We start from the raw sequence: 10676 nt of genomic DNA, 5'->3' as shown, positions 1-10676 counted from the left end.
GTGCCGCGTATGATTAGTAAAACCCTATGGGTTTCTTCATCGATTAAAACAGTACAACCTGTCGACTTGTCCCCTTTGCGAAGATTGATGTCATCGATCGCCAAAACCCTTACATCGTTTCGCTTTAGATTAGATTCAATTTGCTTGGCAGACTCCACTTTTAAATATCTTGCGATTGAGTCATTGCTCACCAAAGCTCCATCTCTCTTTAGCGCGTCTTCCGCAGGTTTGCATCCGTTTTCCAATGCCCGTTCTACACAGTATTTCTTAAAACGGATTGTTTTTCGTGCGGTTTCTTCGCCAAAACCATCCAACCGTTCCACAAAACGGGTATGCGGGCAATTGAGGTTTTCACAGAAATATTTTTTCCTGCGTACAACATGATATACCGCCAATCCGCCCTGTGGTATGTCTTGTAATGGCTTGTCAAAGTAGTCCTTACATTCCTTGTTGCTCATCATGCCGCAAAAGGGGCACATTGCTTCACTTGAACGAGAATCCCAATAATACCGGATTTTTTTGCTGTCCCGTTCAATATTTTGAAGAATTAAAAAATCAGGAACAATTCCACCAAAATCAAAGAATGTTCTTGCTTCCATTTCAATCTTGTATATTTGTTGAATCTCTCCTTGGGTAAAGCACTCTTTATGTAATGCTGTTGAAAAAATACCATACCAATCCTTTGTACACATATCACACCTCACAGGCTTAATTCTATAGTATATCATAATGTGAAAACCCGTGGATGTTCAGCACTTCCTTCATCTCATTTGAGTAAGAGCCTGAAATACTTAAATGAGGCTGTTTCTAATCTTAAATCCATCATAAATTTTCGAGATGCTCAATGATATTTTTCATATTGCTATACTTCAATATTGTATTTACAGTATCTTTTTAAAAATTATCCGGCATATTCTTTTTTATAAAACAGTGCTTGCCGTTAACTCATGGATGAGGGCCCTTGTTGCTATACGCTTAGCAAGCCTTCCAAACTTCCTCATAGATCCTGCTGTGGTTGATCCCGCCATAAAAAAGGACAGCCCCATTAACCGCCTACCAGTGGTAAGGCAAAGCCGTTCTTAAACATTGTATGAGCGGAATCGTAGCCCTTTAGATCATCCTCAAAGAGATCAATAAACTGTAAGCGTACGTCAGTCGCCAGATCACTTTCCTGGAAAAACTGAACCAAATCCTCATACATTTCTCCCATGGTTTTTTCCGCTGTTGAAGCACACGACCCACCGCAACTACACGCACCAGCAGGTGCCTCTTCACGGATTCCGAACACATCTACTTGAACCATAAGCGATAAACTCCCCTCATTAAAGAATCTACTTTTTCTGTGATCCATTAACACCGTTTAAACTCTAATTCATCAAGTCTTCCTTGGGAAACCAGTGGGTTGTGTTATTTGCAAATTTAACCAACATCAACATAACGGGCACTTCTACGAGCACCCCTACTATAGTCGCTAAAGCAACCGGCGATGTCGCACCGAAGAGAGCGATGGCAACAGCAACAGATAACTCGAAGAAATTAGAGGCTCCAATCATTCCGGCAGGAGCCGCAATGCAATGGGCCAACTTTAAACCTCTTGCTGTAAAGTAATATATAAAGAAGATCAGGACCGTCTGAATTGTAAGTGGGATGGCGATTAAAAAGATGTGTAAGGGGTTTTCTAGGATAACATTGCCTTGGAATGAGAAAATAATGACCAGCGTCAGCAACAACCCAGCGACTGTAATGTTGTTGAATTTCGGGAGAAACGAGTTAAGAAAGTAGTCTTCTCCTTTATTTTTAATCACGGATATACGAGTCAATATTCCTGCCGTAAGAGGTATCACGACAAAGAGTACAACGGATAAAATAAGAGTCTCCCAGGGTATGTGTACTCCGCTGATGCCTAATAAAAAGGCCACGATTGGTGTGAACGCAACAAGGATGATTAGGTCATTCGTTGCTACTTGTACGACGGTATAAGCTGGATTGCCTTTTGTTAAATGACTCCATACAAAGACCATCGCTGTGCAGGGTGCAGCCCCGAGCAAAATAGCTCCTACCAAATAATCTCGTGCTAGATCTACCGGAATAAAGGCCTTAAAAACCACGTAAAAGAAGAACGCTGCAATTCCATACATTGTAAAGGGCTTAATAAGCCAATTGATCACCCATGTCAAATATAAGCCTTTTGGATTTTTCCCCACATTTTTTACGCTTTGAAAATCAACTTTCATCATCATTGGATAGATCATAACCCAAATCAGAATGGCGATGGGTATTGATACGTTCGCATATTCAAACTGTCCTAAAAAATCAGGAATAAACGGTAAGAACTTTCCGATAAATACGCCAACAACCATGCATAGAGCCACCCAAACCGTTAGATATCTTTCAAAAAAACCCATAATACGTCCTCCAATCTTATCTATAGTTTAACATCCTTTAGCATTAACAAGCCGTTCTTCATCTTCCTTGACCTTAGGAAACGTGGGCAAAAGCAAGATCATCAGCACGTTTTCCATGTTCAATGAATAATAAGTCCATTGTCCTCCCCTGCGTTCAAGCACAAATCCGGCTTGACGCAGGCGTCTCATCTGTTGGGACACCCCTGGTTGACTAATTCCTAGGACTTCCGTCAAATCACAGACACACAACTCCCGCCCCTTTAGCAAGGATAAAATTCTTAACCGTGTTTTATCTCCCAATACTTTGAATTCTTCTACCATTGCTTCAAGACGCTGTTCTGCACTCAAGTGCTTACCCCCTTATATTTGTTTTTATATAATTGATTGCTTATATGTTTATATTATTATATGTAGTGGCTTTTTGCAAGTAGAGACAGAAGAATGATTTGACCTAAAGACGTACATAGAAACTAACTAAACCCGAAGTCCATCATTAATACTAATCTTCATTTTTCGCTTCCCTAATTCTTGCTCTACTAAAAGAAGGTGTTGTAGGGGAGGCAAGCTTTCGTCATCCTCTATAATTCTTTCTATGTAATATAGGCAGTTGGCTTTATCCTCTTGTGAGTTGTTCAAAGTTTTATACTTAAAACAGCTTACGAGGTCGTTGTTGTCTTCAATACCCAAGCCGCAGCTCTGACATGTTTTCATGCATCCACTTCCTTTCAAATTTTCCCAGCTTCTTTAAATTTCTTCATTTATATTAAAGATCCTCCTGCGATAAGAAAACCATCTAGCACAGGAGGCAAGTTTGAGAGTAGCCGTACGTTTATCTCCAATGTTTTCTGTAGCATTCTCCTCATGGATCAACCATGTTATATCGCGTTTGAAAACATTAACTTCTTGACAAACAAACTTAGAAAGGAATACTATATACATATACCCATATGTGCATAGGTTAATAATACAAGTTGCTAATATTAATTTTAAGGAGCGTAAAATGAATCAATTGACGAATATCTATAAACTTTTATCCGATGAAACCAGACTACGGATCATCGTACTTCTCTATCAGCAAGATCTTTGCGTTTGTGAACTTGGTGGTATCTTAGAGGTTCCACAGCCTAAGATATCTAAGAATCTATCTAAATTAAGGGATATGAATTTAGTCCTTGATGAACGAAAAGAAAAATTTGTCTTCTATTCTTTAAAAACTGAAAATGCTGTCTTACTTAATACCTTGAAATACATTTTAGAAGAGCTTGAGTCGTACCCTCAGCTTGTCATCGATCAGGGCAGACTTGCTGATAAAGAAAAGTATTTGAATCAATGTTGTGTGAACTGCGATTAATAACCTAAATTTAGGAGCTGATCTAATGTTTATCTTTGAATGGTTGAATAACCAAGTTCTAAGAATGGATTGGATTTCCAACTTAGTTAAACTATTAGTAGAAAATGTATTCGGACTGAATGTATCTGATCGCCTGGGTGGAAGTCTTCATTTTTTTATCTACGATGTTATTAAGATATTTATCTTGTTATCCGTCCTGATCTTTATCATCTCCTATATCCAAAGCTTTTTCCCACCGGAAAGAACCCGCAAAATACTCGGCAACTTTAAGGGCATTACTGCAAATATATTAGGAGCTTTACTTGGAACCGTTACGCCGTTTTGTTCCTGCTCTTCAATTCCATTATTCATAGGCTTTACAAGTGCCGGGCTACCGCTGGGCGTTACGTTTTCGTTCCTCATTTCATCCCCTCTGGTTGATCTGGCATCCGTCATATTACTTGCCAGTATCTTTAATTGGAAAATCGCCATTGCCTATGTCGTGGTAGGTCTTATTCTCGCTGTCATTGGTGGAACAATCATCAGTATATTAAAGCTTGAAAACTATGTGGAGCCTTTTGTTTACAGCAATAAGATGATGGAGTTAGAACAGGAAGAACTGACTGTCAAGGACAGACTTGAAATCTCAAAAGATCAAGTTCTTGATATCATCAAAAAAGTATGGCTGTATATCCTGATCGGTGTCGGTATCGGCGCAGCCATTCATAACTGGATCCCAGAATCCATAATTTCTACGGTACTTGGGCAGGACAAATGGTACTCTGTCCTAGTTGCAACCATGGTTGGCATACCGATGTATGCTGATATTTTCGGAACTTTACCCATCGCAGAAGCCTTAGTCTTAAAAGGTGTTGGCATAGGAACTGCTCTATCCTTGATGATGGCGGTAACCGCACTATCACTTCCGTCCATGATTATGCTTAATAAGGTGGTGAAAACAAAGCTCCTTGTCATATTTGCTGGAATCGTTACCGTGGGAATCCTTATTATTGGATATACCTTTAATGCCTTGGGCTATTTACTCTTATAATCGATTGAATTTATTTTAACAAATATACATTAAAACAATGAAAAAATGGGAGGGTTGCACTACCTTGTAATCTATCAAGACGCTAAAGTATAAAAAGCCCTGTAATTTAGTTTCATTATTAAATACTACCAGCACTATTATATATATACTTCTTCTCTCTTTCATTTAATAGCTTTCCGGTGATATACGCAATTAGAATAATTACAGGAATATTTATCACAAACCGCGTCATCATGAACTTCCACCCCATCGCAGAAGCCTCAAATAAAAGCATCGGTATTTTAGTCGTTGACCAGGCACCGAGAAAGATTAAGACATTAGAAAGCTTGCTCTCCTTCTGAAGGAGAACTCCCGCTATAGGAAACGCTGCATATAACGGCCCAGCTGCAGCCGAACCTAAGAAAAATGCGATTAGAACCCCAAGGATTCCTGATTTCTCGCCCATCAATTTGATCATTGTTTCTCGTTTTACCCATACATCCAAAAGCCCCAATAGAATAAATATGGGTGGAAGAATCGAAAGCATCTCTATAGCATTACTCCATGTGATGTCAATTGACGTTTGACCCGTTGATGGATACAAAGCATAGACGATGATATTAAGGATGATCAATCCCAAGAAATACTTGTATCGTTTAAGTAACGTTTTCATCCCAACACCACCCCGATTGCAATTGCGACGATAAACGAAAATACGAAGGCTAAGCTATTCCTGAGTATTGTGGCCTTTCTGCCAAAATACTTTATCTCCAGAGGGATTGTCACGATTCCAACCATCATTAACGTTGAGATAAATACGGCGATTTGCATAAACCCCGCACCGTTGTTCAACAAGGCCGAAGCTAAAGGAAAGGCCACAAATCCGGGTATTAAGGTAACTGAACCGACAATAGAGGCCATAAGCATTCCCCACCACCCAGATTTTTCTCCGATTAATCCAGAGATCACTTCAGGGCTCAAAACTGCCAGCATAATACCTATAATCACTAAGATTGACAAGAATTGCGGAAGAATATTTTCAAAAGACTTCCACGACTTCTTCACGGCCATGAACGTCTTTTTCTTATCCTTTATATAGGAAAGGATAAGAAGGCCGAAAGCCACAACGTACATTAGAACAGTAAACATTTCCAGCACCCCTTTTTCAATTTGAATAATAATATAATGCAATCACAATATGGCTGTAAGAATGAGAACCACCGACCTTTGCTTAACCCCAGCGTTGGGGCCGACCGTATTTGACAGCATGGAAGATAGTAACGATGAGCACACTTCCGCTGGAGTTGTTAAAGAGCCATGTGTAGCTATTCCCCAGTTTTTAGCAGATTCCGAGCAAACGTATGCCGCCGCAGGATGTGGTTTTGTGCGACCGTTTAATTAATTGCGCAGGACTTTCCGTGTCGCTGTTAATGGGAACGGGGTGAAATATGATTACAGAAACTTAGCAAACTTTATGCTTCTGTTTTTTCTAAAACTACTATGGCTTCAATCTCTACTAATGTGCCCGGCAAGAGCAATCCAGCTACCAGCACCGTCGTATAAGCGGGAGAATGTTTGGCGGTGAGACGACCAATCTCCTTGAGAATTGCTCCCCAGTTTTCCCTGTCGGTAACGTACGTTCTCATTTTCACAATATTCTGGGCACCTGCCCCTATTTCATCCAGAATGGCCTTAATGTTCTCGACGGCCTGCCTTGCCTGGGCAATAGGGTCATCCTTGCCGACAAGTTTTCCGTCACGATCCAGACCTACCTGACCGGAAATATAGACCGTGTTGCCCACCTGAATAGCTTGGGAATAGCCTCTCGTAACATGACTACTTGCGGGATTAATGGAACGTTTATTGGTCAATTTAATTCACCCTTTTCTTGATTTATTAAAGCAACTGCCTTTACCTTAAATATTGTCATATTTTTATTTTGGCAGTTTACCTAAGACCTTCCACGCAAAACGATGACAATTATGTGGAGACGATGACTCTGCGAACATCAATAGATTCAATCCTTGACGTGATATCTACCTAACCGCTTTCATCTTGGCTAGAGTTGGAAATGCCATGTATTTCGAACGAGCGTACCGCAGACTTTCATTAAATGCCCATGACCTTCCTCATTACACGTCCCTTTAACCTCTTCAACGGTTTTAGGGACCTAATTATGAGACTCTCCATGTCGGTTGGATTTTTTGTTAGTAGCTCATACCCATTATCTGTGACTAATACGGTGTCGGAATGGCGAATACCACCTACTCCTTCTATGTATATACCAGGCTCAATGCTTATAAACATATTCTTCTCAAGGGTGTTTATACTACCCTCGGCTATCCATGGCCCTTCATGAGCACTCAGACCGAAGCCATGCCCTGTTCTATGAAGAAGGTTTTCACCGTATCCCTCTTTGGTTAAAAAATCTTTAACGCTCACATCAATTTCTCCGCAGTTCATACCAGGCCTTACCATTCTAAAGGCCAATTCCCTTGCTTTGTTCATAACTTCAAAGGCTTCCATTACCTGTTTAGTAGGTTTTTCAAGGAAAAATGTCCTTTCACATTCCGTAGAATATCCGTTAACCCTCATTAAAGTTAACGCTATATGCGGACCTTCTTTCAAACGATCATCCACAGACGGTACACTATGGGGCTGGGCACTCATAGGTGCCGGCCACGCTCCAGCCAGAATATTCGTATTTAATACGTCATATTCTATGTCCTTTATAATCTGCATTTGAACATTACGACCTTGAGAAAACAGCTCTAACTCAGAAACTCCAAAATAGGCGGCCTTAATAACGGATGCTAGTGCTATATCAGCATAGTAAGCCGACTGCCTAAGCATATTGACTTCATACTCAGATTTTATCAACCTGACTGTTTCTACAAATGGAAAGACTTTTACGTTATAAGGCGAGAGCTTAGCAGCAATTTCTTGAGTAAGTGTAGGTTCAACTCCTACGTTATTAAATCCCTTTAATAGACCTTGCAGTTTCTCGAACCACCCTGAACCGTTGGGTGCAGGATAATCCCAGTAGCTATGAACCTCACCCACGTTAGGCGCCTCTGTCATGTGTTCCCTTTCAAGTGCTGGAACAAGCAAAACTGAGGGTCCAGTATTTCTGAGAAGTATAAAAAAGGGGCGCTCTAATGGTTTGAATGTTACGCCTGTCAGATAATATATGCTCTCTTTTGAAGACACAATAAAACTATCTAAACTATTATCTGCAATCAGTTTTTGTACCTTCTTCATTCTTTGTACATACTCTTCCCTGCCGATTTGCACCTAGTATCCCATCCTTTCTTTGCTTTAAGTTAAGTTAAGTCTTTAAGTATAAAGCACCGTAAGCGCTTAATAAACCGGTGCATGGTCAACATGCTTTATCTATGAGAAACTATCTCCATAACACAAAGGAATGGAGGTATTCGAATGGACAAACAAGAACGTAAGGCGCTGGTGGCCGAATGTAGGACCAGCGGGATGACTGCAAAAGCGTGGTGTAAAGTTAAAGACATCAATTATCACAGCTATCTTTCTTGGGCCACGAAACTTAACAAAGAAGTTCAACTCGATCCCCCACAATGGGCACACGTTATGATGACAACGGAGCAACACCTCCCAGACGAAGTAAAACTGACTTGTGGTAAATGGACAGTTTCAGTTGAAACGGGGTTTAGTTCAAAACTGCTTGCTGATGTACTTTGTGTCATGGATGCTGTATGTTGAAGGACATCACGAGCTATGATGGGATTTATCTGGCCTGCGGAATCACGGACATGCGACGTTCTGTGGACGGATTAGCAATCATCGTGAAACAGAACTTTAAGATGGATCCCTTTGCGAACTATCTTTTCCTGTTCTGCAACCGAAACCGCAATCGACTGAAGGCTCTCAACTGGGATGGCAACGGCTTTGCACTTTACTACAAGAGACTCGATGGTGCAGGAGCCCGATTTAAATGGCCGAATTCACCATCCGATGTTCGGAATATTACTATCCGGCAAGTTCACATGCTCATGGACGGTCTGTCCATTGACCCACCCAAGGGGTTTGGCGAAGTAACAGCTAGGGATTTTTGTTGAAGAAAACGACATCATTTACGGGGTGAAAGACACAACCTTTGAAATGAAAAAAATAACTTCAAAAATGGCTACAAGACCTGGTATCACTGGAATTTTAAGCTTTTTTGTGTTAAAATATTACCATGAAAACAATGAATTTTACAGGCCTTGCGCCTGAAATAACTGAATATATTTCCAGAATCGAAACCCAGCTGAATGAGCAAGAGATGCAGTTACAAATACATTCTAAAACGGTGGAATCTCAGCAAGTGCGTATTGATCAACTCACGACGATGCTCCTTAATCTTCAAAAATCCATGTTTGGACCCTCCAGTGAAAAGAGTAAATATGTGCTAGGTGAAGAAGCGAATCAGCCCTCATTGTTCAACGAAGCAGAAGCTGAGTCAAACCGCCAAGCACCAGAGCCTACCAAAGTGGATGTTGCTGGTCATAGTCGGAAAGCCAAACGCACCCGTGAAGAACTGGCAGCCAATGTTCCAGTGGTGGAGGTTCTTTGCGAGTTGGATGAAGAAAAGTGTCGCTGCGAAATATGCCACGGAAAAATGCGGGTTCTTGGCAAGGAGGCTGTGCGGGAAGAATTAGAGATTATACCTGCAAAGGTAAGGGTTCTCCGATATATCCGCTTCAGCTATGTTTGCGAAGATTGCGAAAAGGAAACGGGAGATGCTACGATCATGAAAGCCCCCACTCCCGCACCCGTCATAAAACGGAGTCTTGCTTCAGCTTCGACGGTGGCCCATGTCATGTATCAGAAATATGTCAATGGCATGCCTTTGTACCGTCAGGAAAAGGACTGGGCCAATCAAGGAGTCATGCTTTCTAGAGCGACGTTGGCCAATTGGATTATACGGTCCGCTACGGATTGGCTAGAACCCCTATGGGTGCTTATGAAATCCCATCTATTGGAGCAGGCTGTGATTCACGCGGATGAAACTGCCATTCAGGTACTTAAAGAGGAGGGTAAGAAGCCATCCTCAGAGTCGCGAATGTGGTTGTACTGCTCTGGCAATACCGGAACAGCGCCCGTGGTGCTGTTTGAATATCAGCCTACGCGTTCAGGTGAACACGCTCGACGATTTTTAGAAGGGTTTCACGGCTGGCTGCAAACCGATGGCTACAGCGGATACAATAAAGTGTTGAACGTCACCCGTTGTGGTTGTTGGGCGCACCTCCGGCGTAAATATCAGGAGGCCATGCCAAAGAGTGGTCCTCTTCAGGAATCTACCGCCGCAGTGGGATTTGACTACTGCAACCAACTGTTTACTATCGACAGAGAGTTGGACCAGCTTAGCCCGGATAAACGCCAACTTCAGCGTCAGGAACGATCGAAACCCGTTCTTGAGGCTTACTACACATGGCTTGAAACCGTCAACGTTCTCCAAGGCTCCAAACTTGCGGAAGCCATCACCTATTCTGTCAACCAAAAAGCTTCATTGAGCGCGTTTCTCGAAGACGGACGGATTGAATTATCTAACAATCGAGCTGAGAATAAAATTCGCCCCTTTGTTATAGGAAGGAAGGGATGGTTATTTTCAGATACGACCAAAGGGGCCAAAGCCAGCGCCATCGTTTACAGTATTGTGGAAACAGCTAAGGCTAATAAAATCAACGTCTACATGTTCCTATTCTATATCTTCAGTAAACTGCCAGGAATTGACTTCAAGGCTAATCCATCACTACTTGAGGACTTTATGCCCTGGTCACAGAAACTGCCAGACTACTGTCGCAACAATCAATAATAGCTTGGATGGTTCGCCCCAGTATGATGAATTGTACTGGGGTTTTATTTTGTCAATGCACTGCTTCGTTAAGCGCTTACG

General features: G+C 41.6%; 15 protein-coding genes. 6 read left to right on the top strand and 9 right to left on the bottom strand.

The annotated features are described in order from the left end of the window. From JL57_RS33210 to JL57_RS00865, 5 genes are all read right to left on the bottom strand, one after another. Positions 1 to 692: hypothetical protein (locus JL57_RS33210; protein WP_291299553.1), on the bottom strand; the 692-nt coding region annotated here is incomplete at its 3' end. 353 nt (positions 693 to 1045) lie between these two features. Continuing rightward, on the bottom strand, positions 1046 to 1303 hold the full coding sequence (locus tag JL57_RS00880) for a hypothetical protein (protein WP_034140165.1): 258 nt from the start codon (positions 1301 to 1303) through the stop codon (positions 1046 to 1048). Positions 1304 to 1367: 64 nt separating this feature from the next. Beyond that, positions 1368 to 2405: an ACR3 family arsenite efflux transporter gene (gene arsB, locus JL57_RS00875; protein ID WP_034140164.1), complete on the bottom strand. Its 1038-nt coding sequence runs from the start codon at positions 2403 to 2405 to the stop codon at positions 1368 to 1370. 27 nt (positions 2406 to 2432) lie between these two features. After that, positions 2433 to 2753, bottom strand: a complete 321-nt coding sequence (locus tag JL57_RS00870; protein WP_291299552.1) for a helix-turn-helix transcriptional regulator — start codon at positions 2751 to 2753, stop codon at positions 2433 to 2435. 126 nt (positions 2754 to 2879) lie between these two features. Then, on the bottom strand, positions 2880 to 3116 hold the full coding sequence (locus JL57_RS00865; protein WP_034140163.1) for a hypothetical protein: 237 nt from the start codon (positions 3114 to 3116) through the stop codon (positions 2880 to 2882). 289 nt (positions 3117 to 3405) lie between these two features. Here JL57_RS00865 and JL57_RS00860 point away from each other — a divergent pair, with 289 nt between their 5' ends. Together JL57_RS00860 and JL57_RS00855 are read left to right on the top strand one after the other, a co-directional pair. Then, on the top strand, positions 3406 to 3756 hold the full coding sequence (locus JL57_RS00860; RefSeq protein WP_034140162.1) for a metalloregulator ArsR/SmtB family transcription factor: 351 nt from the start codon (positions 3406 to 3408) through the stop codon (positions 3754 to 3756). Positions 3757 to 3781: 25 nt separating this feature from the next. After that, complete coding sequence (locus tag JL57_RS00855) at positions 3782 to 4786, top strand: permease (protein ID WP_034140161.1); 1005 nt, start codon at positions 3782 to 3784, stop codon at positions 4784 to 4786. A gap of 118 nt (positions 4787 to 4904) precedes the next feature. On the opposite strand, the gene JL57_RS00850 is transcribed toward JL57_RS00855, so the two are convergent. Both JL57_RS00850 and JL57_RS00845 read right to left on the bottom strand, forming a co-directional pair. Next, the gene (locus JL57_RS00850) at positions 4905 to 5438 is read right to left on the bottom strand and encodes a permease (RefSeq protein ID WP_034140160.1); all 534 of its coding nucleotides are present in this window, start codon (positions 5436 to 5438) and stop codon (positions 4905 to 4907) included. After that, entirely contained in the window at positions 5435 to 5914 is a 480-nt protein-coding gene (locus tag JL57_RS00845; protein ID WP_034140159.1) for a hypothetical protein, read from the bottom strand. The genes JL57_RS00850 and JL57_RS00845 overlap by 4 nt, the downstream gene beginning before the upstream one ends. A 61-nt stretch (positions 5915 to 5975) precedes the next feature. Between JL57_RS00845 and JL57_RS33205 the strand changes: the two genes are divergently transcribed. Beyond that, positions 5976 to 6167: a hypothetical protein gene (locus tag JL57_RS33205; RefSeq protein ID WP_291299551.1), complete on the top strand. Its 192-nt coding sequence runs from the start codon at positions 5976 to 5978 to the stop codon at positions 6165 to 6167. A gap of 70 nt (positions 6168 to 6237) precedes the next feature. On the opposite strand, the gene JL57_RS00840 is transcribed toward JL57_RS33205, so the two are convergent. Together JL57_RS00840 and JL57_RS00835 are read right to left on the bottom strand one after the other, a co-directional pair. Then, positions 6238 to 6636, bottom strand: coding sequence for a RidA family protein (locus JL57_RS00840; protein WP_045691318.1), 399 nt, complete (start codon positions 6634 to 6636; stop codon positions 6238 to 6240). A gap of 238 nt (positions 6637 to 6874) precedes the next feature. Next, positions 6875 to 8059 carry a Xaa-Pro peptidase family protein gene (locus JL57_RS00835; RefSeq protein ID WP_034140158.1) on the bottom strand — a complete coding sequence of 395 codons (1185 nt, stop codon included), beginning with the start codon at positions 8057 to 8059 and terminating at the stop codon, positions 6875 to 6877. Between the two features lie 144 nt (positions 8060 to 8203). On the opposite strand from JL57_RS00835, the gene JL57_RS00830 reads away from it, so the two are divergent. The 3 genes from JL57_RS00830 (at position 8204) to JL57_RS00820 (ending at position 10595) form a co-directional block, all read left to right on the top strand. Continuing rightward, complete coding sequence (locus JL57_RS00830) at positions 8204 to 8500, top strand: IS66 family insertion sequence element accessory protein TnpA (RefSeq protein WP_034140157.1); 297 nt, start codon at positions 8204 to 8206, stop codon at positions 8498 to 8500. Next, positions 8494 to 8856 (top strand): IS66 family insertion sequence element accessory protein TnpB, encoded by a 363-nt coding sequence (tnpB, locus tag JL57_RS00825; protein WP_034140156.1) that lies wholly within the window; start codon positions 8494 to 8496, stop codon positions 8854 to 8856. Before JL57_RS00830 ends, tnpB begins: the two co-directional genes overlap by 7 nt. A gap of 122 nt (positions 8857 to 8978) precedes the next feature. Beyond that, positions 8979 to 10595, top strand: coding sequence for an IS66 family transposase (locus tag JL57_RS00820; protein ID WP_291299550.1), 1617 nt, complete (start codon positions 8979 to 8981; stop codon positions 10593 to 10595). The last annotated feature ends 81 nt before the right edge of the window (positions 10596 to 10676 follow it).

This window comes from Desulfosporosinus sp. BICA1-9 (genome assembly GCF_000802135.1).
Note: the sequence above shows the minus strand (reverse complement) of the source record. Positions and strands in the feature narration are given on the sequence as shown.

What these genes read in the sequence shown, in the direction of transcription:
- JL57_RS00880 (WP_034140165.1), bottom strand. Translation starts at nt 1,303, where the DNA reads ATGGTTCAAGTAGATGTGTTCGGAATCCGTGAAGAGGCACCTGCTGGT.
- arsB (WP_034140164.1), bottom strand. Translation starts at nt 2,405, where the DNA reads ATGGGTTTTTTTGAAAGATATCTAACGGTTTGGGTGGCTCTATGCATG.
- JL57_RS00865 (WP_034140163.1), bottom strand. Translation starts at nt 3,116, where the DNA reads ATGAAAACATGTCAGAGCTGCGGCTTGGGTATTGAAGACAACAACGAC.
- JL57_RS00860 (WP_034140162.1), top strand. Translation starts at nt 3,406, where the DNA reads ATGAATCAATTGACGAATATCTATAAACTTTTATCCGATGAAACCAGA.
- JL57_RS00855 (WP_034140161.1), top strand. Translation starts at nt 3,782, where the DNA reads ATGTTTATCTTTGAATGGTTGAATAACCAAGTTCTAAGAATGGATTGG.
- JL57_RS00850 (WP_034140160.1), bottom strand. Translation starts at nt 5,438, where the DNA reads ATGAAAACGTTACTTAAACGATACAAGTATTTCTTGGGATTGATCATC.
- JL57_RS00845 (WP_034140159.1), bottom strand. Translation starts at nt 5,914, where the DNA reads ATGTTTACTGTTCTAATGTACGTTGTGGCTTTCGGCCTTCTTATCCTT.
- JL57_RS33205 (WP_291299551.1), top strand. Translation starts at nt 5,976, where the DNA reads ATGAGAACCACCGACCTTTGCTTAACCCCAGCGTTGGGGCCGACCGTA.
- JL57_RS00830 (WP_034140157.1), top strand. Translation starts at nt 8,204, where the DNA reads ATGGACAAACAAGAACGTAAGGCGCTGGTGGCCGAATGTAGGACCAGC.
- tnpB (WP_034140156.1), top strand. Translation starts at nt 8,494, where the DNA reads ATGTTGAAGGACATCACGAGCTATGATGGGATTTATCTGGCCTGCGGA.
- JL57_RS00820 (WP_291299550.1), top strand. Translation starts at nt 8,979, where the DNA reads ATGAAAACAATGAATTTTACAGGCCTTGCGCCTGAAATAACTGAATAT.